Origin of the sequence: Microvirga sp. 3-52, assembly GCF_018383585.1 — a bacterium.
Taxonomy (GTDB): Bacteria; Pseudomonadota; Alphaproteobacteria; order Rhizobiales; family Beijerinckiaceae; genus Microvirga.
The window spans coordinates 241,758-268,069 of record NZ_JAHAMK010000006.1 but is presented as its reverse complement, the minus strand read 5'-3'; the positions used below and the strand labels follow the sequence as shown (position 1 = coordinate 268,069).

The following is a 26,312-nucleotide window of genomic DNA, read 5'->3' as shown; positions in this document are numbered from 1 at the left end:
TGCGCTAGCCGCCGTGCGGCGGGATATCTGGCGTGAAACGGGTTTCCTCACGTCCCAACATCGGAACAAAACACCAAAACCCTCGCGGGCACTTCAGCAATGCCTGGTCTACGCACTCTGCCGAGCAGCCTGATTGGCCAAAGTCGAGCTTAGGACAGGCTGTTTTTCACGGCAACCGGCCCGAAGACGTTTGCGCTCCAGGGCGGGGGGCGGTATCGGTCATCCGGTGAACGACACCTCCTTTTCCTCGCCTCAATCCATCACGGCCCGCTACAACGCCCTGGTCGCGTCGGGCGCCATCGAACGCGATCCGGCGCAGGTGGCCCTGCTCAAGCGACTCGAGGCACTCGCAGGGAGCCTGGCCAACCACCGCCTGGCCCGAAAGCCAAGCGCGCTCGGCTGGCTCTTCGGCAAGAAGAGCGCTGCGCCCCCGAAAGGCCTCTATGTCTGGGGCTCGGTTGGACGCGGCAAGACCATGCTGATGGACCTGTTCTTCGAGGCGCTGCCGGTGCGGCGCAAGCGCCGGGTCCATTTCCACGCTTTCATGGTCGATGTGCACGAGCGCATCCACGAGTACCGGCAGAGGCTGAAAATCGGAGAGGTCTCCGGCGACGACCCCATCGGTCCCGTGGCAGAAGCGCTGGCCGACCAAGCCTGGGTCCTGTGCTTCGACGAGTTCACCGTCACGGACATCGCGGATGCGATGATCCTGGGGCGCCTGTTCACGGCTCTCTTCGCCCGTGGCGTGGTGGTGGTCGCCACCTCCAACGTGGAACCCGACCGGCTCTATGAAGGCGGCCTCAACCGCTCGCTCTTCCTGCCCTTCATCGGGCTGCTGCAGGAGCGGATGGCGGTGGTGAAGCTCGAGTCCCGCACCGATTTCCGGCTCGAGAAGCTGGCGGGTAGCCCGGTCTTCCATACGCCGGCCGACGAGCACTCCCGTGCGGCGCTCACCCGCGCCTTCAAGAGCCTGACAGGCCGCGAGCAGGGCAAGCCCCTGACCCTGACCGTCAAGGGGCATCCGGTCGAGGTGCCGCAGGCCGCGGGCGGCGTGGCGCGGTTCTCCTTCGAGGATCTCTGCTCCAAACCGCTTGGGGCCGCCGATTACCTCGCCGTCGCCGAGGAGTTTCATACGATCGTCCTGGAGAACATCCCGACGATGTCGTTCGAGCGTCGCAACGAGGCGAAGCGCTTCATCATGCTCATCGATGCCCTCTACGATGCCCATGTGAAGCTCCTGGCCTCTGCCGAGGCCGAGGCGCCGGAACTCTATCACGCCGATACCGGCCGTGAGGCCTTCGAGTTCGACCGTACCGTGTCCCGCCTCATCGAGATGCGCTCCGAGGAGTACTTGTCCCTGCCGCACGGCCGCTCGGACTCAGAAGCCTCGGGCAGCACGACGGGGCTCGCCGAGACATGAAGCGGCCATCCGGGGGATCGCTGAGGATGGCGGAGACCGCTCCAGCCGATACCCGGCTTCTCGCCATCGCGGCCGATCAGCTCAAGGAATTCGGGCCCAAGCACGTCACGGTCGTCGGCATTGCCGACGCGGCCGGCATGACCCACGCCAATGTCTATCGCTATTTCGCCAACAAGGCGGCCCTCATCGATGCGGTCGCCGGGCAATGGCTGCGCCGGATGGAAGCGACCATTGCAGACATCGCGGATTCCCCTGATCCGGCCGACGACAAGCTGGAACGGCTGATTCAGGCCTGGGCACGGGTCCATCGGGACCTCCTGAAAGCGGACCGGCACCTCTTCGACGTCTATTGCACGGCCACCGAGACGGCACGTCCTCTCATCCGCAAGCACCGTTCCCGGATGCGCCTGCTGATCGAGCGGGTGCTGGACGAAGGGATCACGACGGGCAAGTTCGATCCCCGGGACCGGGAGAAGGCCCATGCCTTCATCACGGATTCCGTGTATCGCTTCATCAACCCGCTCACCGTTCGGCTCGATGCGGAGGTGCCCCAGGACATCCTCGACCAGCGTCTCGCCACTATGATCCGGGTCATTCTTCGGGCACTGGCGAACGGTAGCGTGTAACGTCAGTTACAAAATCAGAAAAATGTAACGGAAAAATTCAGAACCGTCCTGGTGGATCAAGCTGCTGTAAAAGCGAAGTATTTTCGAACCGTTAAGCTTGTCGAGTCTTTTGTGAAGGCGCAAAGCCCCGCCTGTTAACCTTTTGGTCGCTTGATGACGGCCCATCTCTCATGGCAAACAGCGCCACCTCAAAAAGGCTCATGCCAAAAACCAAGGACAGACCATGGCCCGGAAAAAGATCGCGCTCATCGGTGCAGGCCAGATCGGCGGAACCCTCGCCCATCTCGTCGGCTTGAAGGAACTCGGCGACGTCGTTCTCTTCGACATCGCGGAAGGCATCCCCCAGGGCAAAGGTCTCGACATCGCGGAATCCGCGCCGGTCGACGGGTTCGACGCGAAGTACAAGGGTGCGAACGACTACTCCGCCATCGAAGGTGCCGACGTGATCATCGTCACCGCCGGCGTGCCGCGCAAGCCCGGCATGAGCCGCGACGACCTGATCGGCATCAACCTGAAGGTCATGGAAGCGGTCGGCAATGGCATCAAGCAATATGCCCCGAACGCCTTCGTCATCTGCATCACCAACCCGCTCGACGCCATGGTGTGGGCGCTCCAGAAGTTCTCCGGCCTGAAGCCGGAAAAGATCGTCGGCATGGCTGGCGTGCTGGACTCGGCCCGATTCCGTCACTTCCTGGCGGAGGAGTTCAACGTGTCGGTCGAGGACGTGACCGCCTTCGTGCTCGGCGGCCACGGCGACGACATGGTGCCGCTGGTGCGCTATTCCACGGTTGCCGGCGTTCCGCTGCCCGACCTCGTGAAGATGGGCTGGACCTCCCAGGAGAAGCTCGACGCCATGGTCGAGCGCACCCGCAAGGGCGGCGGCGAGATCGTCAACCTGCTCAAGACCGGCTCCGCCTTCTACGCACCCGCCGCGTCGGCGATCGCGATGGCCGAGAGCTACCTCAAGGACAAGAAGCGCGTTCTCCCCTGCGCGGCCTACCTGAACGGCCAATACGGCGTGAAGGACATGTTCGTGGGCGTTCCAATCGTGATCGGAGAGAACGGCGTCGAGCGCATCGTCGAGGTCGAGTTCTCCGCCGACGAGAAGGCCATGTTTGAGAAGTCCGTCGCTTCGGTGCAGGGCCTCGTCGACGCCTGCAAGCAGATCAACTCGGCTCTCGCCTAAAGATTCCTCAAAGGCGTCATGGCCGGGCTCGGCCCGGGCACGACGCCTTCAACCGCTGATGCGGAGAGAAACGAATGAACATCCATGAATATCAAGGCAAAGCAGTCCTGAAGGAATTCGGCCTGCCTGTCTCCCGCGGCAAGGCCATCTTCTCCGCCGACGAGGCGGAGGCTGCGGCCAAGGAACTCGGCGGCCCGCTCTGGGTCGTGAAGTCCCAGATCCATGCGGGCGGCCGCGGCAAGGGCAAGTTCAAGGAAGCCGCCGCCGGCGAGAAGGGCGGCGTGCGTCTCGCCAAGTCCATCGACGAGGTGAAGCAGTTTGCTCAGCAGATGCTCGGCAACACCCTGGTGACGATCCAGACCGGGGAGGCCGGCAAGCAGGTGAACCGTCTTTATATCGAGGACGGCTCCGACATCGACACCGAGCTCTATCTCTCCATGCTCGTCGACCGCGCCACCGGCCAGGTCGCGTTCGTCGTCTCGACGGAAGGCGGCATGGACATCGAGCAGGTCGCTCACGACACCCCTGAGAAGATCCTGACGTTCTCCGTCGATCCGGCCACCGGCGTGATGCCTCACCACGGCCGCACGGTCGCCAAGGCGCTGGGACTTAAAGGTGCGCTCGCCAAGGAAGCCGAGGACCTGGTGACCAAGCTCTACACGGCCTTCATCGCGAAGGACATGGAGATGCTGGAGATCAACCCGCTGATCATCACCAAGGACCAGCACCTCAAGTGTCTCGACGCCAAGATCTCCTTCGACGGCAACGCCCTCTACCGTCACCCCGACGTGATCGCCCTGCGTGACATCACCGAGGAGGACGAGAAGGAAATCGAGGCCTCCAAGTACGACCTCGCCTATATCGCGCTCGACGGCACCATCGGCTGCATGGTGAACGGCGCCGGCCTCGCCATGGCGACGCTCGACATCATCAAGCTCTACGGCGAGGAGCCGGCGAACTTTTTGGATGTCGGCGGCGGCGCGTCCGAGGAGAAGGTGACGGCGGCGTTCAAGATCATCACCGCCGACCCGAACGTGAAGGGCATCCTCGTCAACATCTTCGGCGGCATCATGAAGTGCGACGTCATCGCCCGCGGCGTGATCGCCGCGGTGAAGACGGTCGGCCTGCAGGTTCCGCTGGTGGTGCGCCTCGAGGGCACCAACGTGGAAGAGGGCAAGCAGATCATCCGCGAATCCGGCCTCAACGTGATCCCGGCGGACGACCTCGACGACGCCGCCCAGAAGATCGTGAACGCCGTGCGCGGCGGAAAGTAAGGTTTCGAGCTGATGTCCATCCTCATCGACAAGAACACCAAGGTCATCTGCCAGGGCTTCACCGGCAAGAACGGGACCTTCCATTCCGAGCAGGCCATCGCCTACGGGACCAAGATGGTCGGCGGCACCTCGCCCGGCAAAGGCGGCTCCACGCACCTGAACCTGCCCGTCTTCGACACGGTCATGGAAGCGCGCGAGAAGACCGGCGCCGATGCCTCGGTCGTGTACGTTCCGCCTCCGGGCGCAGCCGACGCCATCTGCGAGGCGATCCAGGCCGAGATCCCGCTCATCGTCTGCATCACGGAAGGCATTCCGGTGCTCGATATGGTGCGCGTGAAGCGGGCCCTCGAAGGCTCGAAGTCGCGCCTCATCGGCCCGAACTGCCCCGGCATCGTCACGGCGGGCGAGTCGAAGATCGGCATCATGCCGGCCAACATCTTCAAGCCCGGCTCCGTCGGCATCGTGTCGCGCTCCGGCACGCTCACCTACGAGGCCGTGTTCCAGACCACCAATGAAGGCCTCGGCCAGACCACGGCGGTCGGCATCGGCGGCGACCCCGTGAAGGGCACCGAGTTCATCGAGATGCTCGACATGTTCCTCTCCGATCCCAAGACCGAGTCGATCGTCATGATCGGCGAGATCGGCGGCTCGGCCGAGGAAGAGGCGGCTGAGTTCATCGCCCGCGAGGCCAAGAAGGGCCGCAAGAAGCCGATGGTCGGCTTCATCGCCGGCCGCACGGCTCCTCCCGGACGCCGCATGGGCCATGCCGGCGCCATCATCTCCGGCGGCAAGGGCGGTGCCGAGGACAAGATCGCCGCCATGGAGGCCGCGGGAATCCGCGTGTCGCCGTCGCCGGCGCGCCTCGGCAAGACCCTCGTCGAGGTCCTCAAGGGTCAATAACGAGAAACGGCCGCCCCGATTGTCGGAGCGGCCAAACAGCTTTTGGATTGTAGATTGCCATGGCACGCCAAGACGCCAACCAGAACTTCCTGAACACGGCTTTCCTGTATGGGGCGAACGCATCCTATATCGAGGATCTTCAGGCCCGCTATGAGAAGGATCCCGCCTCGGTCGATGCCGAGTGGCAGGCATTCTTCGGCGCCCTGAAGGACGACAAGCAGGCTGTCGAGAAGGCGGCCAACGGTCCGTCCTGGGAAAAGCCGAACTGGCCGATCCATGCCAACGGCGAGCTCGTCTCGGCGCTGGACGGCAACTGGGCCCAGGTCGAGAAGGCCGTCGGCGACAAGATCAAGGCGAAAGCCGAAGCCAAGGGCGTGGAGATCAGCCAGATCGACGTGCAGCAGGCGACCCGCGACTCCATTCGCGCCATCATGCTGATCCGCGCCTACCGCGTGCGCGGCCACCTGCATGCGAAACTCGATCCGCTCGACATCAATCCGCGCCCGAACGACCAGGAGCTGCATCCGTCCCATTACGGCTTCACGGAAGCCGACTGGGACCGCAAGGTCTTCCTCGACAACGTGCTCGGCCTCGAGTTCGGCACGATCCGCGAAATCGTCGCGATCCTCGAGCGTACCTATTGCCAGACCCTCGGCGTCGAGTTCATGCACATCTCCGATCCGGTCGAGAAGGCCTGGATCCAGGAGCGCATCGAGGGGCCGGACAAGGAGATCACCTTCACCAAGGAAGGCAAGCGCGCGATCCTCAACAAGCTCGTCGAGGCAGAAGGCTTCGAGAAGTTCCTGGATGTCCGCTACACCGGCACCAAGCGCTTCGGCCTCGACGGCGGCGAGTCGCTCATCCCGGCGCTCGAGCAGATCATCAAGCGCGGCGGCAATCTCGGCGTGAAGGAGATCGTGCTCGGCATGGCCCATCGCGGCCGCCTCAACGTGCTCACCCAGGTGATGGGCAAGCCGCACCGGGCGCTGTTCCACGAGTTCAAGGGCGGCTCCTTCGCGCCCGACGACGTGGAAGGCTCGGGGGACGTGAAGTACCACCTCGGCGCATCCTCCGACCGCACCTTCGACGGCAACAACGTCCACCTGTCGCTGACCGCGAACCCGTCGCATCTCGAGATCGTCGATCCGGTGGTGCTCGGCAAGGTCCGCGCCAAGCAGGACCAGCACGGCTGCACGCCCGAGAACCGCGGCGCCGTCATGCCGCTTCTCATCCACGGCGACGCGGCCTTCGCGGGCCAGGGCGTGGTGGCGGAGTGCCTTGGGTTGTCGGGTCTACGCGGTCACCGCACCGGCGGCTCGATCCACTTCATCATCAACAACCAGATCGGCTTCACCACCGATCCGCGCTTCTCCCGCTCCTCGCCTTATCCGTCGGACGTGGCCAAGATGGTCGAGGCGCCGATCTTCCACGTGAACGGCGACGATCCGGAAGCCGTCGTGTTCGCCGCGAAGGTGGCGGCGGAATACCGCCAGCGCTTCCAGAAGCCCGTCGTCATCGACATGTTCTGCTACCGCCGCTTCGGCCACAACGAGGGCGACGAGCCGGCGTTCACCCAGCCGCTCATGTACCGCAAGATCCGGTCCCATCCGGCCATTGTGGAGCTCTACTCCAAGAAGCTCGTCACTGAGGGCGTCGTCACCGAGGCCGAGGTCGAGGAGATGAAGTCGAGCTGGCGCTCGAAGCTCGACGCCGAGTTCGACATCGCGGCCAACTACAAGCCCAACAAGGCGGACTGGCTCGACGGGCGCTGGTCCGGCCTCAAGGCGGTGCGCGAGGATCAGGACGATCCGCGTCGCGGCCAGACCGGCGTGTCGGTCGAGACCCTGCAGCAGATCGGCAAGGCGCTCACCACGATCCCGGAGGGCTTCCACCTCCACCGCACGATCCAGCGCTTCCTCGACAACCGCAAGAAGATGCTGGAGACGGGCGAGGGGTTCGACTGGGCCATGGCCGAGGCGCTCGCCTTCGGTTCGCTCCTGCTCGAAGGCCATCGCGTGCGCCTCTCCGGTCAGGACGTGGAGCGCGGCACCTTCTCGTCGCGCCACTCCGTGCTCATCGACCAGGAGAACGAGGAGCGCTACACCAACCTCAACCACATTTCGGAAAATCAGGCCCGCTACGAGGTCATCAACTCGATGCTGTCGGAAGAGGCGGTGCTCGGCTTCGAATACGGCTACACCCTCTCCGAGCCCAACGCGCTGACCCTGTGGGAGGCGCAGTTCGGCGACTTCGCCAACGGCGCGCAGGTGGTGTTCGACCAGTTCATCTCGTCGGGCGAGCGCAAGTGGCTGCGCATGTCGGGTCTCGTCTGCCTGCTGCCGCACGGCTACGAGGGCCAGGGTCCGGAGCACTCCTCCGCTCGCCTGGAGCGCTGGCTGCAGATGTGCGCCGAGGACAACATGCAGGTTGGTTACTGCTCGACGCCGTCGAACTACTTCCACATCCTGCGCCGTCAGCTCAAGCGCGACTTCCGCAAGCCGCTGATCCTGATGACACCGAAGTCCTTGCTGCGCCACAAGCGCTGCACCTCCACCATCGCCGACATCGCAGAGGGTACGCATTTCCATCGCGTGCTGCAGGACGATGCTCAAGCCGGGCGCGAGGGCTTCAAGCTGGTGAAGGACGAGAAGATCCGGCGCGTGGTGATCTGCACGGGCAAGGTCTATTACGACCTTCTCGAGGAGCGTGAAAAGCGGGGCATCGACGATGTCTACCTGCTGCGCGTCGAGCAGCTCTATCCGTTCCCGGCGAAGTCGGTGGCCGCCGAGCTCTCCCGTTTCAAGAAGGCCGACGTGGTGTGGTGCCAGGAAGAGCCCAAGAACATGGGTTCCTGGACCTTCGTCGAGCCCTATCTCGAATGGGTGCTCAAGACCGCCGGTTCGAAGGTGGATCGCCCGCGCTATGTGGGCCGCCCCGCCTCCGCCGCTACCGCCACCGGCCTCATGTCCAAGCACACGGCCCAATTGCAGGCCTTCCTCGACGAGGCTTTCGCGGCTTAAAAACCGCGACAGCTCTCACCCGACTCCGAGGGGCTCGACAGAGTCCCGCAAGACCCAAAGACGACCATGGCAACCGAAATCCGCGTACCCACCCTTGGCGAATCCGTGTCAGAGGCCACCATCGGCCGCTGGTTCAAGAAGCCCGGCGATCCCGTGAAGGCCGACGAGCCCGTGCTGGAGCTCGAGACCGACAAGGTGACGCTCGAGGTCAACGCTCCCGCGAGCGGCACGCTCGGCGACATCGTCGCCAAGGACGGCGAGACGGTCAGCCCCGGCGCGGTGCTCGGCTCCATCGTCGAGGGCGGCGCGGCGGCGGCAACTCCGGCTCCCGCTGCGAAGGCCGAGGCCCCCAAGGCGGCTCCGGCCCCGGCTCCCGCTCCGGCCCCGGCTCCCGCTCCGGCCCCGGCTCCCGCTCCGGCCCCTGCTGCTGCGGCGCCCGCACAGGCGGCTCCCGGCGCGGCCAAGGATCACGGCCCGGCGGTGGCCCGCCTTGCGGCCGAGAGCGGTGTGAGTCCGACCGGTGTCGCTGGTTCCGGCAAGGACGGCCGCGTCACCAAGGGCGACATGCTTGCCGCCATCGCCACGGGCGGCGCTGCGGCTCCCGCGCCTTCTGCCCCGGTTCAGGTGCGCGCGCCCTCCGCACCGGTCGACGCCGAGCGCGAAGAGCGCGTGAAGATGACCAAGCTGCGCCAGACCATCGCGCGCCGCCTGAAGGATGCGCAGAACACCGCCGCCATGCTCACCACGTTCAACGACGTGGACATGGGCGCGGTGATGCAGCTCCGCAGCCAGTACAAGGACGTGTTCGAGAAGAAGCACGGCACCAAGCTCGGCTTCATGGGCTTCTTCACCAAGGCCGTGATCCAGGCTCTCAAGGACGTTCCGGCCGTGAACGCCGAGATCGACGGGCAGGACCTCGTCTACAAGAACTACTACCACATCGGCATCGCGGTCGGCACTGAGAAGGGCCTCGTGGTTCCCGTGGTGCGCGACGCGGACCAGCTCTCGGTTGCCGGCATCGAGAAGACGATCGCCGATTTCGGCCGCCGCGCCCGCGACGGCAAGCTCACCATCGACGAGATGCAGGGCGGCACCTTCACCATCACCAACGGCGGCATCTACGGTTCGCTGATGTCGACGCCGATCCTCAACGCGCCTCAATCGGGCATTCTCGGCATGCACCGCATCGAGGACCGTCCGGTCGTCCGCAACGGCCAGGTCGTGGTGCGCCCGATGATGTACCTCGCGCTCTCCTACGATCACCGCATCGTCGACGGCAAGGAAGCCGTGACCTTCCTCGTGCGGGTCAAGGAGGCGCTGGAAGATCCGGCCCGCCTCGTTCTCGATCTCTAAGAGCAACAATCCCTTCAGCGTCATGGCCGGGTTCTCCCGGGCATCCACGCCTTCAAACGCAACGCTAAAGACGTGGATGCCCGGATCACCTCCGGGCATGCCGTTAAGTGGAGACAAGCAATGTCCTACGATGTCATCGTCATCGGCACCGGCCCCGGCGGCTATGTGGCCGCCATCCGGGCCGCCCAGCTCGGCCTGAAGACCGCCGTCGTCGAAAAGCGCAAGACCCATGGCGGCACCTGCCTCAACGTGGGCTGCATCCCGTCGAAGGCGCTGCTGCATGCCTCGCACATGTTCGAGGATGCGCGCGATCATTTCGCCGGCCTCGGCATCGGTGTCAGCGCGCCGACGCTCGACCTCAAGACCATGCAGGCCTTCAAGCAGGAAGGCGTCGACGGCAACACCAAGGGCGTCGAGTTCCTGCTCAAGAAGAACAAGATCGACGCCTTCATCGGCACCGCCCGCATCGCGGCCGTCGGCCAGGTCGAGGTGACGGGCGAGGACGGCTCGAACCAGATGCTCGAGACGAAGAACATCGTCATCGCCACAGGCTCCGACGTGACGCGCCTTCCCGGCATCGAGATCGACGAAAAGGTCGTGGTGTCCTCCACGGGCGCGCTCGAACTCGAGAGCGTGCCGAAGCGCCTCGTGGTTATCGGCGCCGGCGTCATCGGCCTGGAGCTCGGCTCCGTGTGGCGCCGCCTCGGCTCCGAGGTGACGGTGGTGGAATATCTCGACCGCATCCTGCCCGGCATGGATGGCGAGGTCGCCAAGAACTTCCAGCGCATCCTGGGGAAGCAGGGCTTCCAGTTCAAGCTCGGCTCCAAGGTCACCAAGGTGGAAAAGACGGCCACGGGCGCGACGCTCACCTTCGAGCCCGCCGCCGGCGGCAACCCTGAGACCATCGAGGCCGATGTGGTGCTGGTTGCCATCGGCCGGGTGCCTTACACGCAGGGCCTCGGCCTCGATCACGTGGGCGTCCAGCTCGACAATCGCGGCCGCATCCAGACGGACGCGCATTTCTCCACCAATGTCACCGGCATCTACGCCATCGGCGATGTGATCGCCGGCCCCATGCTCGCCCACAAGGCCGAGGACGAGGGTGTTGCCGTTGCGGAAATCATTGCCGGCAAGGCGGGCCACGTGAATTACGACGTGATCCCGAGCGTGGTCTACACGTTCCCGGAGGTCGCCTCCATCGGCAGGACCGAGGAGGAGCTCAAGAGCGCGGGCGTCGCCTACAACGTCGGCAAGTTCCCCTTCACGGCCAACGGTCGCGCCAAGGTCAACCGCACCACGGACGGCTTCGTGAAGATCCTGGCCGATGCGACGACCGACAAGGTCCTGGGCGTCCACATCATCGGCCCGGAAGCCGGCAACCTGATCCACGAGGCGGCGATCACCATGGAGTTCGGCGGATCCTCCGAGGACATGGCCCGCACCTGCCACGCGCATCCGACGCTCGCGGAAGCTGTGAAGGAGGCGGCGCTCGCGGTCGAAAAGCGCGCGATCCACATGTAGGATCGCCGGATGGCAAAGCTCCACTTCCTCTACTCGGTGATGAATGCAGGCAAGACCACCCATCTCCTGCAGGTTCGCTACAATTACATCGAGAACGGCGGCCACGTGCTGCTATTCACGAGTGTGATCGACGACCGCTTCGGGATCGGCAAGGTCAAGTCGCGCCTCGGCCTCGAAGCCGAGGCCATCCCGCTGCGGAAGGAAGACGCCATCGGCGCCATCGTGGCGGCGGAGCATGAGAAGAAGCCGGTCACGGCGGTGCTCATCGACGAGGTCCAGTTCATGACGGCGGACCAGATCCGCCAGCTGGCCTGGATCGTCGACGAGCTGAAAGTTCCGGTGATGGCCTATGGGCTCAAGAACAATGTCTACGGCACGCTGTTCAGCGACGCGATCGTCGCGTTGATGGCCCTCGCCGACGATTTTCAGGAGATCAAGCAGCTCTGCCATTGCGGCCGCAAGGCCACGATGATCCTGAAATACGACCGCAACGGCGAGGCCGTGCGCTCGGGCGAAGTCGTCGAGATCGGCGGCGAGGGCCGCTACGTCTCCGTCTGCCGCCCCCATTGGACGCGAGGCGACATCGGCCCCGCCGCTCGGCAGCTGCTCGCCCAGCCCCTGGCGGCCGAGTAAGGGCCGCCTTCGCTCTGAGCGAGCAGGACACGGTCATCCTGCGCGTCATCGGGTGCGTGCCATCCCCGGCGGCCGCAGGCTGGCCAGGGGATTCACCCGCATCTCGACCTGCGGATCCCCTTCCTTTTCCGTGGCTTTGTCCTCCTCGACCGGGCATGACACTCCCTCTGCCGTCATGGCCAGCTCTCCCCCGTCATGGCCGGGCTTGACCCGGCCATCCCGATGTGAAGAGCGCTGTGCCTTTCCGATCGGGATCACCGGCACAAGCCCGGTGATGACGTTGGAGGGGGTGGAAGGCTGCGGCTGATCCGGCGTCATGCCGGCCATACTGCCCGTGAGGCGCCACGCCCCATAGGATCGGGATACCGGCACAAGCCCGGTGATGACGTCGAAGGGTGCGGGCCATTGATAAGCCATCCTCTCAGGATGAGGACATGGGGAGCGCAGGAGAGCGGCCATCCTCTCAGGATGAGGGCAAGGCAGGCAAAGACTGGGATCATCGGGGGCTGCTATCCTGGACGGCGCAATCCGATCCGGACGGCAGGCAGAACAAGACTTTGAACTCCCTCTTCCCAGGACTCCCTCTTCCCGAGACGGGATAGCGCGAAGGATTGCGGAGCCATCCGCGTCGAGTGCAGTCCTCACCGGCGCCTGCGATGTGCCCTCTCCCGCACGGGGAGGGATTTCAGCGAAACATTCGTCCGGCGATCCCGGGTTCTGCCGCGCAGCCCCGGAATGGCGCCTGACCGTTCATTTCACCCTTGCCCGCGGATGCGCCGCGTTGAACGCATCCATCAGACGGGCCGCATCGACCTTCGTGTAAAGCTGCGTGGTCGAGAGCGAGGCGTGGCCCAGGAGCTCCTGGATGCCGCGCAGGTCTCCGCCTTTGGCGAGGAGATGGGTCGCGAAGGAGTGGCGCAGGGCATGAGGCGTGGCACTGTCCGGCAGACCCAATGCGCCGCGCAACTCCTCGACGGCGAGCTGGATGATGCGCGGCGAGAGCGGACCGCCCCGCGCCCCGACGAAGAGCGGACCCTCCGGCGGGGTCGCATACGGGCAGAGCTGCAGATACTCCTCCACGGCGCGCTGGATGGCTGAGATCACCGGCACGCTGCGCATCTTGCCGCCCTTGCCGGTAACCGTGATCGTATCGATCCCGTCGACCGGCGCATCGCGCCGCTGCAGCCCGAGCGCTTCCGAAATGCGCAGGCCCGCGCCGTAGAGCAGGGAGAGCACGGCGGCGTCGCGCGCCAGGATCCACGGCTTGCGGTTCTCCGACGCCCGCGTCCCGGCATCCGTCACTGCGACGGCCGAGGCGGCGGAGAGGGGGCGCGGCAGGTTCTTGTCCACCTTCGGGGTGCGGATCGCCGCAAAGGCCGAGGCCGTGCCATGGCCCTCCCGCTCCAGATGGCGGGCAAAGGAGCGCAGGGCCGCGAGCTGGCGCATGAGCGAGCGGCTGCCGACCGAATCCATCCGCCGGGCGGCGAGAAACGCCCGGATGTCGAGGGGTTTCAGGCCAAGGATCCCTTTCACGCTCGGCGGCTCGCCGAGATGATGGGTCAGAAAAGCCAGGAACTGACGCAGATCCCGGGCATAGGCCTCGACGGTCTTCGCCGAGAGCCGCCGCTCCTTGGCGAGCGAGGCGAGCCACGCCATCGCCTCGCGGCGGGTGTCGTCCGCGCCGGGGAGGACGAGATCGAGCATCGAAGAGAAGGTCTTTGCATTGGCCACGGCCCACTATCCCCTCACCATGTTGCCAAAGTGTGAAGTCCGGAAGACCGGTTGCGACCTGATGAGGTAATGTCCTGGTCAAACGGGACCGACAGGGGAGAAGGTGCGTGAGTCGAGACGGAAAGAGCGTTCCGGGAACGGACGGGTACGGCGAACAGGCCGACAGCCTCGTCGATTCATATGAAAGCATCGTCTTCGACGACCTGTATCGCCCCCTGCTGGAGCTGTTGCCGGAGACGGGCAGGGCCCTCGACATCGGTGCTGGGACCGGCCGCGATGCCGCGGCCCTGGCGCGGCGCGGCTTCGAGGTTCATGCGGTCGAGCCGACGCCGGAATTGCGGAACCGTGCGCAGAGCCTCCATCCCGACCCGCACATCGTCTGGATCGACGATGGCCTGCCGGATCTGGCGCATGTCCATGCCGGCGGCGAGCGGTTCGATCTCATTCTGATGACCGCCGTGTGGATGCATCTCGACGAACGCGAGCGAAGCCACGCCTTGCCCCGGATTGCGGAGCTGATCGTCCCCGGAGGGAGGCTGTTCATGACCGTTCGCAAGGGGCCGGTGCCCGCCGGGCGGCGGATGTTCGAGGTGCCCATCGATTCGCTGGTCGCACAGGCCCGATCAAGGGGGCTGATGCTTCTTCGGCAGTATGAATTTGCCGACATGCTCGGCCGCAGGGACGTGAGCTGGACCATGCTTGCTTTCGAGAAGGAAAATCGGGTCTAAGCTGTCATCCATGTCCCCGTTGCTCATGCTCCTCCGCTGATGGCTGCCAAGATCGCCGACGTCCTCATCCCGCTGGCGCTCGACACGGCCTATTCCTATGCCGTGCCGGACCACATCGCCCTGGAGGAGGGCGATGTGGTGCAGGTGCCGCTCGCCAACCGCGAGGTGGCGGGCGTCGTCTGGGGGCTTCGTGAGGGGCAGGGCGGGAACCTCAAGAAGGTGACGGGGGTCATCGAGGCGCCGAACCTGTCGCCGAAGATGCGCAAGTTCCTGGACTGGATCGCCTGGTACACCCTGGCGCCCAAGGGCTCGGCGCTGGCCATGGGGCTCAAGATCCCCGATCCGGACCGGCAGGAGGTAGCCCGCGTCGGCGTGAAGCTGGCCGGCGCCCTGCCGAAGCGCATGACGCCCGCGCGGCAGAAGGTGGTCGACGTTGCCCAGGACGGGGTCGTGCGGCTCAAGAGCGAGCTGGCCCATGCGGCCGGCGTGAGCAACGGCGTCGTCGACGGCCTCATCGACGAGGGCACTCTGGAAACCGTGGCGCTCCTGGCCGAGCCCGTCGCCGAGATGCCCGATCCCGCCTTCGGCCACACGGCCCTCTCCGACGGCCAGCGCGAGGCGGCGGATGAGATCGTCGCCGCCATGGGCGAGGAGCATCCCCCCGTGATCCTTCTCGAGGGCGTGACGGGTTCCGGCAAGACCGAGGTCTATTTCGAGGCGGTGGCTCAAGCCTTGGGGACCGGGCGTCAGGCTCTGATCCTCATGCCGGAAATCGCCCTCACGGCTCAGTTCCTCGACCGGTTCACGGCCCGCTTCGGCGTCAAGCCGGCAACCTGGCATTCCGGCGTCACGGGCCGCAGACGCGAACGGCTTTATACGGCCATCGCGTCGGGCGAGGTGAAGGTGGTGGCGGGCGCCCGGTCGGCCCTGTTCCTGCCTTACGCGGATCTCGGCCTCGTCATCGTCGATGAGGAGCACGAGACGGCCTACAAACAGGACGACGGGGTGCATTACCACGCCCGCGACATGGCGGTGGTGCGCGGCAAGATCGAGAATGCTCCCGTGGTGCTGGCCTCCGCCACGCCCTCCATCGAGAGCCGGGTCAACGTGGAGCGCGGGCGCTACCGCCATGTGAAGTTGCCCGAACGATTCGGCGGGCGCTCCATGCCGCAGATCCGGGCCGTGGACCTGCGCAAGGAGCCCATTCCGAAAGGGCGCTGGCTCTCGCCGACCCTGGTGTCGGCGGTGGAGGGCACGGTCGCCCGCGGCGAGCAGGCGCTGCTCTTCCTCAACCGGCGCGGCTATGCGCCGCTGACCCTCTGCCGGGCCTGCGCCCATCGCTACGAATGCCCGAACTGCTCCTCCTGGCTGGTGGAGCACCGGTTCCGTCGCTCCCTCGTGTGCCACCATTGCGGTCACGTGGAGCGCACGCCGCAGGCCTGCGTCGAATGCGGCAGCGTCGATTCGCTGGTGCCCTGCGGCCCCGGCGTCGAGCGGATCGCCGAGGAGGCGGCGGCGCTGTTTCCGGATAAGCGCTGCATCGTGCTCTCCAGCGACTTTCCCGGCGGCACGGAGCGATTGCGGGCGGAGCTCGCCGCCATCGCTGCGGGCGAGTTCGATATCGTCATCGGCACGCAGCTCGTGGCCAAGGGACACAACTTTCCGCTCATGACGCTGGTGGGCGTGCTCGATGCCGATATCGGCCTCACCTCGGGCGACCCGCGCGCCGCCGAGCGCACGTTCCAGATGCTCCAGCAGGTCACAGGCCGCGCCGGGCGCGGCGAGAAGCCCGGGCGGGCGCTGGTCCAGACCTGGCAGCCAGACCATCCGGTGATCGCGGCGCTGATTTCCGGCGATGCGGAGAGGTTCTACGAGGAGGAGACCCGCGTCCGCGAAATGGCGGGCCTGCCCCCGTTCGGGCGCCTCGCATCCCTTATTGTCTCAGCCGCCGAACGCGAGGCGGCGGAGGTCCATGCCCGTGCCATGGCACTCGTGGCGGAGCCTCCGCCCGGCGTCACGGTGCTCGGTCCCGCCGAGGCGCCGCTCGCCCTGATCCGTGGCCGCTACCGCTTCCGGCTCCTGGTGAAGACCGAGCGGGAGGTGGATCTTCAGGCTTACCTGCGCGGCTGGATGGCCCGCTGCCCGAAGATCCGCGGCAACACCCGCGTGTCCATCGACGTGGATCCGCAGAGCTTTTTGTGATCAAGCAAGAGCATCATCAAGACAAGGCACCATGACCAAGATCGTCCACTGCATCCGCCACGGCCAATCCACCTTCAATGCCCATTTCGCCGAGACCGGCGAGGATCCGCTCCACATCGATGCGCCCCTGACCGAGCTGGGCCGGCGGCAGGTGGCCGAGCGGGCGCCCGAGCTGCGCCGGCATCCCTATGAGCTCGTCGTGACCTCGCCGCTGACCCGGGCGATCCAGACCACCATGGGTCTCTTCGGGGACCATCCCGCCTCTCCGTCGATCCTCGTGGAATGCCTCCACCGCGAGTATCTGGAGAGCAGCTGCGACGTGGGGCGGGCCGTCTCCCATCTGTCGCGGGAGTTCCCCCATCTGTCCTTCGGGCATCTGGACGAAGTGTGGTGGCACAACGAGGGCGAGGTGAACGAGCGGGGCTTCGTCTACGAGCCGACCCACGTATTCGAGGAGCGGGTCGAGCGGTTCCGCTCATGGCTTGCCGAGCGGCCGGAGACCATGATCGCCGTCGTCGGCCATGGCACCTTCTTCGGCCGTCTGACCGGACGGTCCCTTGCCAACTGCGAAGTTGCCACCTTGGAACTGTAGAGCATTCTTCGCGAGGCGGTTCCGGCTCGCCGTCAAGAAATGCCGCACAGCAAGGAAAAGAGCTGCTTTCACTCAAGAGGAAGCGGCTCCGGACCTTTCCCTGCACCGGGGGCCGGTTTTTCCCGGCAAGACAGGGCCCAGCTCGCCTTGCGCCTCAGAAAAACCCATGCTAGTGCACCCTCGCCTGACGGGCGGAGAAGGCTTTCGCTCCGGGCTCATTTCCACACCTGACGGGTTTCCCGAGGGCCTCGTTTGCAGGCTGCCCCGGTCCGAGGCCCGTTAAGACACGAGAGAGACGGTTACGTGGCGCAAAGCGGTTCGCATGAAGGACCCCTCCTGTCGGGCGTAGCATTGCGCTATGCTTCGGCGCTGTTCGAGGTCGCTCGGGAAGCGAATGCCGTGGACGCCGTTGCCGGCGACCTCGCCCGCTTCGATCAGATGATCCGCGGCAGCGCCGACTTGCAGCGCCTGATCCAGAACCCCATCTTCACGGCTGAAGAGCAGTCGAACGCGATCGGAGCCCTTCTCGACAAGGCCGGCATTTCGGGTCTTGCGGGCAATTTCATCCGCCTCGTGGCGTCCAAGCGCCGGCTCTTCGCACTGCCCGACATGATCCGCGCCTACCAGAATCTGGTGTCCGACGCGAAGGGCATCGTCCGGGCGCAGGTCACCCTGGCGGAAGCGCCGACCGACACGATCCTGAACGAAATCAAGGCGGCGCTGCGCGACGTCGCCAAGGCTGACGTCTCCGTCGACGTCAAAATCGACCCGAGCCTCATCGGCGGTCTCATCGTGAAGATGGGGTCCCGCATGGTGGATGCCTCGGTGCGCACCAAACTCAATTCCATTCGTCTAGCGATGAAAGAGGTCCGCTGATGGACATTCGAGCCGCTGAGATCTCCGCGATCCTCAAAGAGCAGATCAAGAACTTCGGTACCGAGGCTGAAGTCACCGAAGTCGGACAGGTTCTGTCCGTCGGTGACGGCATTGCCCGTTGCTACGGCCTCGACAAGGTCCAGGCCGGTGAGATGGTCGAATTCGAGAGCGGCGTGCGCGGCATGGCCCTCAACCTCGAGACCGACAACGTCGGCGTCGTGGTGTTCGGCTCCGACCGCGAGATCGCCGAAGGCCAGACCGTGAAGCGCACCGGCGCCATCGTGGACGTGCCGGTCGGCAAGGGCCTGCTCGGCCGCGTCGTCGACGCGCTCGGCAACCCCATCGACGGCAAGGGCCCGATCGAGGCCACCGAGCGCCGCCGCGTGGACGTGAAGGCTCCCGGCATCATTCCGCGCAAGTCGGTGCACGAGCCGATGGCGACGGGCCTCAAGGCCATCGACGCCCTGATCCCGGTTGGCCGCGGCCAGCGCGAGCTGATCATCGGCGACCGCCAGACCGGCAAGACCGCCGTCGTGCTCGACACGATTCTGAACCAGAAGCCGCTGAACCAGGGCGACGACGAGAGCCAGAAGCTCTACTGCGTCTATGTCGCCGTCGGTCAGAAGCGCTCCACGGTTGCCCAGTTCGTGAAGGTTCTCGAAGAGCAGGGCGCTCTCGAGTACTCCATCATCATCGCGGCCACCGCTTCGGACCCGGCTCCGATGCAGTTCTTGGCGCCCTTCTCCGGCTGCGCCATGGGCGAGTTCTTCCGCGACAACGGCATGCATGCCGTGATCGTGTATGACGACCTGTCTAAGCAGGCCGTCGCCTACCGTCAGATGTCCCTGCTGCTGCGCCGCCCGCCGGGCCGCGAGGCTTATCCGGGCGATGTGTTCTACCTGCACTCCCGCCTGCTCGAGCGCGCTGCGAAGCTCAACGAGAGCCAGGGCGCAGGCTCGCTCACCGCTCTGCCGGTCATCGAGACGCAGGCCAACGACGTGTCGGCCTACATCCCGACCAACGTGATCTCGATCACCGACGGCCAGATCTTCCTCGAGACGGACCTGTTCTACCAGGGCATCCGCCCGGCGGTGAACGTCGGCCTCTCGGTGTCGCGCGTGGGCTCCTCGGCCCAGACGAAGGCGATGAAGAAGGTCGCAGGCAAGATCAAGGGCGAGCTGGCCCAGTACCGCGAGATGGCGGCCTTCGCCCAGTTCGGCTCCGATCTCGACGCGACGACCCAGCGCCTGCTGAACCGCGGCTCGCGCCTGACGGAACTCCTGAAGCAGCCGCAATTCTCGCCGCTGAAGATGGAAGAGCAGGTCGCCGTGATCTATGCCGGTGTGAACGGCTACCTCGACAACCTGCCCCTCAACCGGGTGCGTGCGTTCGAGGACGGTCTGCTCTCGCTCCTGCGCAGCAAGCACGCCGATATCCTCGACGCCGTCCGCGCTTCGAAGGACCTGTCGAGCGACTCCGAAGCGAAGCTCAAGGACGTGGTCCAGAACTTCGCTAAGTCTTTCTCGTAAGAGTCTTTCTCGTAAGATCCAGCCGGTTTTCCGGAGAGGGTAGGGCCGCTCGATGCCGAGCTTAAAAGACCTTCGTAACCGCATCGCCTCGGTCAAGGCGACGCAGAAGATCACCAAGGCCATGCAGATGGTGGCCGCCGCGAAGCTGCGCCGCGCGCAGAGTGCGGCGGAAGCCGCGCGTCCTTATGCAGAGCGCATGGCCGTGGTGCTCGGCAATCTCGCGTCCGGCATCACCGTCGGACCCGAGACGCCGCGTCTTCTGGCCGGCACCGGCTCCGACCGCGTTCACCTGCTGATCGTCTGCACCGCCGAGCGTGGCCTCTGCGGCGCGTTCAACTCCTCAATCGCTCGTCTTGCCCGCGACCATGCCAACCGGCTCCTCGCCGAGGGCAAGACGGTCAAGATCATCTGCGTCGGCAAGAAGGGCTACGACATCCTGCGTCGCCAGTTCGCCGAGCAGATCATCGAGCTCGTCGACCTGCGCTCCGTGCGCCAGCTCGGCTTCGAGCAGGGCGACATGATCGCCCAGAAGGTGCTCTCGCGCTTCGACGCGGGAGAGTTCGACGTGGCGACGCTGTTCTACTCGCGCTTCCGTTCGGTGATCGCCCAGATCCCGACGGCGCAGCAGATCATCCCGGCCCAGATCGAGGCCACGGGCACTTCGTCCGACGCGGTCTACGATTACGAGCCCGACGAAGGCGAGATCCTGACGACGCTCCTGCCGCGGAACCTCACCGTGCAGATCTTCCGTGCGCTGCTCGAGAACGCCGCTTCCGAACAGGGCGCCCGCATGAGCGCCATGGACAATGCGACCCGCAACGCGGGCGAGATGATCAAGAAGCAGACGATGACCTACAACCGGTCGCGTCAGGCGATGATCACCAAGGAACTGATCGAAATCATTTCGGGCGCCGAGGCGCTCTGACAAGCATCCGAGAGGAGCCAATCATGGCCAACACAGCCACCACCCCGCGCGCAGCGACCGGTCACATCACCCAGGTCATCGGCGCCGTCGTCGACGTGCAGTTCGAAGGCCACCTGCCGGAGATCCTGAACGCCCTCGAGACCACCAACGGCGGCAACCGCCTCGTGCTCGAAGTGGCCCAGCAGCTCGGTGAGAGCACCGTGCGCTGCATCGCCATGGACACCTCCGAGGGCCTAGTCCGCGGCCAGCCCGTCACCGACACCGGCGCTCCGATCTCGGTTCCCGTCGGCACCGCCACCCTCGGCCGCATCATGAACGTCATCGGCGAGCCGGTGGACGAAGCCGGCCCGATCGTCGGCGAAGGCACCCGCGCCATCCATCAGCCCGCTCCGTCCTATGCCGAGCAGTCCACCGAGGGTCAGATCCTCGTGACGGGCATCAAGGTCGTCGACCTGCTCGCTCCCTACGCCAAGGGCGGTAAGATCGGCCTCTTCGGTGGCGCCGGCGTCGGCAAGACCGTGCTGATCATGGAGCTCATCAACAACGTCGCGAAGGCGCACGGCGGCTACTCCGTGTTCGCCGGTGTCGGCGAGCGCACCCGTGAAGGCAACGACCTCTATCACGAGATGATCGAGTCGAAGGTGAACGTGGATCCCCGCGAGTCCGGATCGGCCGCCGGTTCCAAGTGCGCCCTCGTCTACGGCCAGATGAACGAGCCTCCGGGCGCCCGCGCCCGCGTCGCGCTCACCGGCCTCACCGTCGCCGAGAACTTCCGTGACCAGGGCCAGGACGTGCTGTTCTTCGTGGACAACATCTTCCGCTTCACCCAGGCGGGCTCCGAGGTTTCGGCGCTTCTCGGCCGTATTCCTTCGGCCGTGGGCTACCAGCCGACCCTGTCCACCGACATGGGCGCCCTACAGGAGCGCATCACCACCACGACCAAGGGCTCGATCACCTCGGTGCAGGCCATCTACGTGCCCGCCGACGACCTGACCGACCCGGCTCCGGCCACGTCCTTCGCCCACCTCGACGCCACGACCGTGCTGTCGCGTTCGATCGCCGAGAAGGGCATCTACCCGGCGGTGGACCCGCTCGACTCGACCTCGCGCATGCTCTCCGCCGCGATCGTCGGCGAGGAGCACTACAACACCGCCCGTCAGGTCCAGCAGGTGCTGCAGCGCTACAAGGCGCTCCAGGATATCATCGCGATCCTGGGCATGGACGAGCTTTCCGAAGAGGACAAGCTCACCGTCGCCCGCGCCCGCAAGATCGAGCGCTTCCTGTCGCAGCCCTTCCACGTGGCGGAAGTGTTCACCGGCTCGCCGGGCAAGCTGGTCGCGCTCGAAGACACCATCAAGGGCTTCAAGGGTCTCGTCGACGGTCAGTACGATCACCTTCCCGAGGCTGCCTTCTACATGGTCGGCACCATCGAGGAAGCCGTCGAGAAGGCCCAGCGCCTGGCTGCCGAAGCGGCCTAAATCAAACTCAGCAGCATCCCGGAGCCGTGCCCGCACGCTCCGGGATGTTCTTGTCCAAGCGTATCTCCCAAACGATTCCCGACCCGCTCACCGGAGACGGGATGACGAGGAGCTCAGATGGCTACCTTCACTTTCGAACTGGTCTCTCCCGAGCGTGTGCTGTTCTCCGGCGACGTCGATGCCGTCGTGCTGCCGGCGACCGAGGGCGACATGACGGTTCTGGCCGGCCATTCGCCGGTGATGACCACCCTCAAGACCGGGTTCCTCGTCGTCACCAGCACGCCCGGCAACGGCCGGCGGGTGCTTGTGCGCGGCGGCTTTGCCGACGTGAACCAGAACGGTCTCACGGTTTTGGCCGAGCGCGCTCTCCCTGAGGAAGAGCTGACCCAGGATATCCTCGATCAGGAAATCCTGACGGCCGAAATGCATTACGACGCCACCAACGAACCGGCCGCCAAGCACGCCGCCGAATCGGCCATCGCGCAGCTGCGCGAAGCCAAGGCTGCCCTGAACTTCTAAGTCTGAAACAACCCGGCCCCGAGCCGGGTTTTTCTTTGATGGACCACGCCGCACCGCTCATCCTGACGCTCCAGCTCGACGAACGCTCCTTCGCCTTCTTCGACGAGCAGAGACGGCGCTACTTTCCGACTGAGCGGAACTTCATCCCGGCCCATCTGACGCTGTTTCACAACTTGCCCGGCGAGCACCTTGCTTCCATTCAGCACGACATCGAGGCGTGCGCCTCACGCCGGCAACCTTTCATGCTCGACGTGACAGGCCTGCGCTCCCTCGGGCGCGGCGTCGCCTACATGCTGGAAGCCGCCGAGCTGACGGACATGCGCCGGGCTTTGGCCTTGCGATGGAATGACTGGCTCAAGCCGCAGGATCGTCAGAACCACCAGCCGCATGTAACGGTGCAGAACAAGGTCGATCCCACACAGGCGCGGGCTCTCCTGGAAGAATTGAGCGACGGCTTCCAACCGTTCCAGGTTGCGGCTGTCGGGCTGGAGCTATGGTGGTATCGCGGCGGGCCATGGGAGAGGGTCGGCAGATTCGGCTTTACGGCCCGCTGATATGCAACACGTCATGGCCGGGCTCGACCCCGCCATCCCTAGCCGAAGAGCGCAGCGTTTCAGATAATCGGGATCACCGGCACAAGGCCAGTGATGACGGGGAGGAGGCGCCGTACGGACGATGGAGGCCGCGCGTGGCCGCGCTACTCCCCCATGGCGATCAGGTTCGCGTTGCCGCCGGCAGCCGCGGTGTTGATCGTCACCGTCTGCTCGGTGGCGAAGCGCAGGAGGTAGTGCGGACCGCCGGCCTTCGGACCCGTGCCGGAAAGGCCATGTCCGCCGAAGGGCTGGACGCCGACCACCGCGCCGATCATGTTGCGGTTCACATAGACATTGCCCACTGACAGAGCCTGCACCACACGCTCCACGGTCGCATCGATGCGCGAATGGACGCCGAGGGTCAGGCCATAACCGGTGCCCTCAATGGCCCGCAGCACGCCTTCCAGGCGGTCCGCTTTATAGCGCACCACGTGCAAAACTGGACCGAACACTTCCTGCGCGAGATCATGGGGCTTGCCCAGCTCGAAGATGTGCGGCCCGACATAGGTCCCGGTGGCCGGTGCCTCACCGGCGTAATGCACTTTGGACGAGCGCTTCATCGCGTCGATATGCGCGTCGAGCTTCTCCTTCGCCTCGCGGTCGATCACCGGGCCCACATGGGTCGAGATTTCACGGGGATCGGCGATCTTCAATTCGCGCGCATTGCCGGCGATCATCTCGATCATGCGATCGGCCACATCGTCCTGCACGCAGAGCAGCCGCAGGGCGGAGCAGCGTTGCCCGGCCGATCGGAACGCCGAGGTCACCACATCGTCGGCGACCTGCTCAGGGAGAGCGGTTGCATCCACGATCATCGCGTTGATGCCGCCGGTCTCGGCGATCAGCGGCACGATGGCCGCATCCTTGTTGGCGAGCGTTCGATTGATGATGCGCGCCACCTCGGTCGAGCCCGTGAAGACTACGCCGGCGACATCCTTGTGCTCCACGAGACGCGCACCCACGCGGCCGTCGCCCGGCACGAGGTGAAGCGCCGTCTTCGGCACGCCCGCCTCGTGCAGGATGCGCACGGCAAGATCGGCGACCAGCGGCGTCTGCTCGGCGGGTTTCGCCACCACCGCGTTGCCCGCCATCAGCGCGGCGCTGACCTGGCCGAGGAAGATCGCGAGGGGAAAGTTCCAGGGCGAGATCGCCACGAAGACGCCACGCCCACGCAGGCGGAGCACGTTGCTCTCGCCCGTGGGCCCGGGCATCGCTTCGCCCGAGCCGAACAAGGTGCGGCCCTGAACGGCATAGTAGCGCAGGAAATCGACCGCTTCGCGCACTTCCGAGAGCGCATCGTCGAGGGTCTTGCCGGCTTCGACCTGCAGCAGGTAGAGCAGCGCACCGCGTCGTTCCTCCAGCAGATCGGCGGCGCGCTGGAGTGCCTTGGCGCGGGCATTCGCATCCGTGCGGCTCCACTGGGCGAAGCCCGCCTGCGCCGCCGCCATGGCGCGGTCGGCCACCTCCGGTGAGGCTTCGGTCACGTGGCCGGCCACCGTCGTGCCGTCGATGGGACTGACGACAGGCCGGGAGGTACCGGATGCCGCTTTGCCGTCGATCAGCGGCTCGGCCTTGAAGCTCTGCGCGCTGCGCTTGATCTCGGCGAGGAGCGCGTCGAGCGAGGCCTGGTGGCCGAACTCCACGCCCTTCGAATTGGCGCGCTCGGGGCCATAGAGATCGCGCGGCAGGGGAAGCTTGGGATGACGCGCCTTGTCGGCGGACACGATGATGTCGGCCGGACGCTTCAAGAGGGACTGGACCGGGACGTTGGTATCGGCCGCGACCGACACGAAGGAGGAATTCGCGCCGTTCTCCAACAGACGACGCACGAGATAGGCGAGAAGATCGCGATGGCCGCCCACCGGCGCGTAGGCGCGGCAGGCGAGGCCCGGATTGTCCTCCAGCAGGCGCGCGTAGAGCGCCTCGCCCATGCCGTGCAGGCGCTGGAACTCATAGCCCTCCGTGCCGCCGGCGCGCTCGATGATGGACGCGACGGTCAGTGCATTGTGCGTGGCGAATTGCGGATAGATGCGCGGGCGCAAGGACAGCATCTTCTCGGCACAGGCTATGTAGTGCAGATCCGTCATCGCCTTCCGGGTGAAGACCGGATAATCGTCGAGGCCGCGCTCCTGGGCACGCTTCACCTCCGTGTCCCAATAGGCGCCCTTCACGAGGCGCACCATGAGCTGACGGTCATAGCGCTCCGCCATGGCCGCGATGGCGTCGACCACCGATCCGGCCCGCTTCTGATAGGCCTGGATGGCGAGGCCGAAGCCCTTCCAGTCGGCGAGCGAAGGATCGGCGAGCACGGCTTCGATCACCTCGAGCGAGAGTTCGAGCCGGTCGGCCTCCTCGGCATCGACGGTGAAGTTGAGATCGTAGGACTTCGCTTGTCGCGCCAGTTCGATCACGAGCGGTACCAGCTCGCGCATGACCCGCTCACGGCTTGTGGCCTCGTAGCGCGGATGAAGGGCCGAGAGCTTCACCGAGATCCCGGGCCGATTCGGCAGCGGCTCGTTCCCGGCGGAGCGGCCGATGGCGTCGATGGCGGAGGCGTAGGACTCGAAATAGCGGCGGGCATCATCGGCGGTGCGGGCGCCTTCGCCCAGCATGTCGAAGGAATAGCGGTAGAGGCGGCCCTTGGACGACGTGGCGCGCTTCAACGCCTCCTCGATGGTCTGGCCGAGCACGAAGTGGTTGCCCATCACCCGCATGGCCTGACGGGTGGCCGTTCGCACAGCGGGAAGGCCGAGGCGCTTGGTGAGCTGGCCGAGAATGCTCTCCGGCGTCTCGCCGGGCTGGATGATGCGCGCCGTGATGCCGAGCGCCCAGGCGGAGGCCGACACGAGGAAGGCATCCGACTTCGACTCGTGACCGGCGAAATCGGCCTGACCCAGCTTGTCCTCGATCAACCGGTCGGCGGTGGCCCCATCCGGCACCCGTAGCAGAGCCTCGGCGAGAACCATCAGGGCGAGGCCTTCCTCGGTGGAAAGCGCATATTCCCGCAGCATCTCCTCGACGCCGCCGAGCCCGCCGCCCTTGGCGCGGATCGCCTCGATTAGGCGGGTGGCCTGCTCGTCCACGCGTGTCTCCCGCTCCGGCGAGAGCCGCGCGCCGGCAAGAAGGCGGGCAGCGAGAGCCCTGTCGTCTTCCGCGAAGGGCGGGTTGAAGGGCAGGGCGGTGCCGGGGGCAGGGCTCATGGTAAA

At 65.7% G+C, this 26,312-nt stretch carries 21 protein-coding genes; 18 read left to right on the top strand and 3 right to left on the bottom strand.

Annotated features, from left to right (window positions below; genetic code table 11):
• Positions 1–226 precede the first annotated feature (226 nt).
• The 9 genes from zapE to KHP60_RS07775 all read left to right on the top strand — a co-directional run bounded on the left by zapE (position 227) and on the right by KHP60_RS07775 (position 11,933).
• Entirely contained in the window at positions 227–1,420 is a 1,194-nt protein-coding gene (gene zapE / locus KHP60_RS07815; protein ID WP_311924688.1) for a cell division protein ZapE, read from the top strand.
• A gap of 26 nt (positions 1,421–1,446) precedes the next feature.
• Positions 1,447–2,046, top strand: coding sequence for a TetR/AcrR family transcriptional regulator (locus KHP60_RS07810; protein WP_213563345.1), 600 nt, complete (start codon positions 1,447–1,449; stop codon positions 2,044–2,046).
• A 223-nt stretch (positions 2,047–2,269) separates the two neighbouring features.
• Positions 2,270–3,232, top strand: coding sequence for a malate dehydrogenase (mdh, locus tag KHP60_RS07805; RefSeq protein ID WP_213563344.1), 963 nt, complete (start codon positions 2,270–2,272; stop codon positions 3,230–3,232).
• A gap of 74 nt (positions 3,233–3,306) precedes the next feature.
• Complete coding sequence (gene sucC, locus KHP60_RS07800) at positions 3,307–4,506, top strand: ADP-forming succinate--CoA ligase subunit beta (protein WP_213563343.1); 1,200 nt, start codon at positions 3,307–3,309, stop codon at positions 4,504–4,506.
• A gap of 12 nt (positions 4,507–4,518) precedes the next feature.
• On the top strand, positions 4,519–5,406 hold the full coding sequence (gene sucD / locus KHP60_RS07795) for a succinate--CoA ligase subunit alpha (RefSeq protein WP_114768157.1): 888 nt from the start codon (positions 4,519–4,521) through the stop codon (positions 5,404–5,406).
• Between the two features lie 59 nt (positions 5,407–5,465).
• The gene (locus KHP60_RS07790) at positions 5,466–8,426 is read left to right on the top strand and encodes a 2-oxoglutarate dehydrogenase E1 component (protein WP_213563342.1); all 2,961 of its coding nucleotides are present in this window, start codon (positions 5,466–5,468) and stop codon (positions 8,424–8,426) included.
• 66 nt (positions 8,427–8,492) lie between these two features.
• On the top strand, positions 8,493–9,779 hold the full coding sequence (odhB, locus tag KHP60_RS07785) for a 2-oxoglutarate dehydrogenase complex dihydrolipoyllysine-residue succinyltransferase (protein ID WP_213563341.1): 1,287 nt from the start codon (positions 8,493–8,495) through the stop codon (positions 9,777–9,779).
• 120 nt (positions 9,780–9,899) lie between these two features.
• The gene (gene lpdA, locus KHP60_RS07780) at positions 9,900–11,300 is read left to right on the top strand and encodes a dihydrolipoyl dehydrogenase (protein WP_213563340.1); all 1,401 of its coding nucleotides are present in this window, start codon (positions 9,900–9,902) and stop codon (positions 11,298–11,300) included.
• Positions 11,301–11,309: 9 nt separating this feature from the next.
• Complete coding sequence (locus tag KHP60_RS07775; protein WP_213563339.1) at positions 11,310–11,933, top strand: thymidine kinase; 624 nt, start codon at positions 11,310–11,312, stop codon at positions 11,931–11,933.
• Positions 11,934–11,978: 45 nt separating this feature from the next.
• Here KHP60_RS07775 and KHP60_RS07770 read toward each other — a convergent pair whose 3' ends face one another.
• Together KHP60_RS07770 and KHP60_RS07765 are read right to left on the bottom strand one after the other, a co-directional pair.
• Positions 11,979–12,350, bottom strand: coding sequence for a hypothetical protein (locus KHP60_RS07770; protein WP_213563338.1), 372 nt, complete (start codon positions 12,348–12,350; stop codon positions 11,979–11,981).
• Between the two features lie 333 nt (positions 12,351–12,683).
• Positions 12,684–13,637 (bottom strand): tyrosine recombinase XerC, encoded by a 954-nt coding sequence (locus KHP60_RS07765; protein WP_213563358.1) that lies wholly within the window; start codon positions 13,635–13,637, stop codon positions 12,684–12,686.
• Between the two features lie 134 nt (positions 13,638–13,771).
• Here KHP60_RS07765 and KHP60_RS07760 point away from each other — a divergent pair, with 134 nt between their 5' ends.
• From KHP60_RS07760 to KHP60_RS07720, 9 genes are all read left to right on the top strand, one after another.
• Positions 13,772–14,392: a bifunctional 2-polyprenyl-6-hydroxyphenol methylase/3-demethylubiquinol 3-O-methyltransferase UbiG gene (locus KHP60_RS07760; RefSeq protein WP_213563337.1), complete on the top strand. Its 621-nt coding sequence runs from the start codon at positions 13,772–13,774 to the stop codon at positions 14,390–14,392.
• 39 nt (positions 14,393–14,431) lie between these two features.
• Entirely contained in the window at positions 14,432–16,594 is a 2,163-nt protein-coding gene (locus tag KHP60_RS07755; protein WP_213563336.1) for a primosomal protein N', read from the top strand.
• A 31-nt stretch (positions 16,595–16,625) separates the two neighbouring features.
• Positions 16,626–17,186 (top strand): histidine phosphatase family protein, encoded by a 561-nt coding sequence (locus tag KHP60_RS07750; protein ID WP_213563335.1) that lies wholly within the window; start codon positions 16,626–16,628, stop codon positions 17,184–17,186.
• 303 nt (positions 17,187–17,489) lie between these two features.
• On the top strand, positions 17,490–18,062 hold the full coding sequence (locus tag KHP60_RS07745) for a F0F1 ATP synthase subunit delta (protein WP_213563334.1): 573 nt from the start codon (positions 17,490–17,492) through the stop codon (positions 18,060–18,062).
• On the top strand, positions 18,062–19,591 hold the full coding sequence (gene atpA / locus KHP60_RS07740; RefSeq protein WP_213563333.1) for a F0F1 ATP synthase subunit alpha: 1,530 nt from the start codon (positions 18,062–18,064) through the stop codon (positions 19,589–19,591). The genes KHP60_RS07745 and atpA overlap by 1 nt, the downstream gene beginning before the upstream one ends.
• A gap of 52 nt (positions 19,592–19,643) precedes the next feature.
• Entirely contained in the window at positions 19,644–20,516 is an 873-nt protein-coding gene (locus KHP60_RS07735; protein WP_213563332.1) for a F0F1 ATP synthase subunit gamma, read from the top strand.
• A gap of 23 nt (positions 20,517–20,539) precedes the next feature.
• Positions 20,540–21,994, top strand: coding sequence for a F0F1 ATP synthase subunit beta (gene atpD, locus KHP60_RS07730; protein ID WP_213563331.1), 1,455 nt, complete (start codon positions 20,540–20,542; stop codon positions 21,992–21,994).
• Positions 21,995–22,111: 117 nt separating this feature from the next.
• Positions 22,112–22,513, top strand: a complete 402-nt coding sequence (locus tag KHP60_RS07725; RefSeq protein WP_213563330.1) for a F0F1 ATP synthase subunit epsilon — start codon at positions 22,112–22,114, stop codon at positions 22,511–22,513.
• A gap of 38 nt (positions 22,514–22,551) precedes the next feature.
• Entirely contained in the window at positions 22,552–23,067 is a 516-nt protein-coding gene (locus tag KHP60_RS07720; protein WP_213563329.1) for a 2'-5' RNA ligase family protein, read from the top strand.
• Positions 23,068–23,210: 143 nt separating this feature from the next.
• On the opposite strand, the gene putA is transcribed toward KHP60_RS07720, so the two are convergent.
• Entirely contained in the window at positions 23,211–26,306 is a 3,096-nt protein-coding gene (gene putA, locus KHP60_RS07715; RefSeq protein ID WP_213563328.1) for a bifunctional proline dehydrogenase/L-glutamate gamma-semialdehyde dehydrogenase PutA, read from the bottom strand.
• Positions 26,307–26,312: the final 6 nt, after the last annotated feature.

Excerpts from the sequence above, each read along its gene's own strand:
- KHP60_RS07810 (WP_213563345.1), top strand. The coding sequence starts at position 1,447 with ATGGCGGAGACCGCTCCAGCCGATACCCGGCTTCTCGCCATCGCGGCC.
- mdh (WP_213563344.1), top strand. The coding sequence starts at position 2,270 with ATGGCCCGGAAAAAGATCGCGCTCATCGGTGCAGGCCAGATCGGCGGA.
- sucC (WP_213563343.1), top strand. The coding sequence starts at position 3,307 with ATGAACATCCATGAATATCAAGGCAAAGCAGTCCTGAAGGAATTCGGC.
- sucD (WP_114768157.1), top strand. The coding sequence starts at position 4,519 with ATGTCCATCCTCATCGACAAGAACACCAAGGTCATCTGCCAGGGCTTC.
- KHP60_RS07790 (WP_213563342.1), top strand. The coding sequence starts at position 5,466 with ATGGCACGCCAAGACGCCAACCAGAACTTCCTGAACACGGCTTTCCTG.
- odhB (WP_213563341.1), top strand. The coding sequence starts at position 8,493 with ATGGCAACCGAAATCCGCGTACCCACCCTTGGCGAATCCGTGTCAGAG.
- lpdA (WP_213563340.1), top strand. The coding sequence starts at position 9,900 with ATGTCCTACGATGTCATCGTCATCGGCACCGGCCCCGGCGGCTATGTG.
- KHP60_RS07775 (WP_213563339.1), top strand. The coding sequence starts at position 11,310 with ATGGCAAAGCTCCACTTCCTCTACTCGGTGATGAATGCAGGCAAGACC.
- KHP60_RS07770 (WP_213563338.1), bottom strand. The coding sequence starts at position 12,350 with ATGGCTTATCAATGGCCCGCACCCTTCGACGTCATCACCGGGCTTGTG.
- KHP60_RS07765 (WP_213563358.1), bottom strand. The coding sequence starts at position 13,637 with ATGCTCGATCTCGTCCTCCCCGGCGCGGACGACACCCGCCGCGAGGCG.
- KHP60_RS07755 (WP_213563336.1), top strand. The coding sequence starts at position 14,432 with ATGGCTGCCAAGATCGCCGACGTCCTCATCCCGCTGGCGCTCGACACG.
- KHP60_RS07750 (WP_213563335.1), top strand. The coding sequence starts at position 16,626 with ATGACCAAGATCGTCCACTGCATCCGCCACGGCCAATCCACCTTCAAT.
- atpA (WP_213563333.1), top strand. The coding sequence starts at position 18,062 with ATGGACATTCGAGCCGCTGAGATCTCCGCGATCCTCAAAGAGCAGATC.
- KHP60_RS07735 (WP_213563332.1), top strand. The coding sequence starts at position 19,644 with ATGCCGAGCTTAAAAGACCTTCGTAACCGCATCGCCTCGGTCAAGGCG.
- atpD (WP_213563331.1), top strand. The coding sequence starts at position 20,540 with ATGGCCAACACAGCCACCACCCCGCGCGCAGCGACCGGTCACATCACC.
- KHP60_RS07725 (WP_213563330.1), top strand. The coding sequence starts at position 22,112 with ATGGCTACCTTCACTTTCGAACTGGTCTCTCCCGAGCGTGTGCTGTTC.
- KHP60_RS07720 (WP_213563329.1), top strand. The coding sequence starts at position 22,552 with ATGGACCACGCCGCACCGCTCATCCTGACGCTCCAGCTCGACGAACGC.
- putA (WP_213563328.1), bottom strand. The coding sequence starts at position 26,306 with ATGAGCCCTGCCCCCGGCACCGCCCTGCCCTTCAACCCGCCCTTCGCG.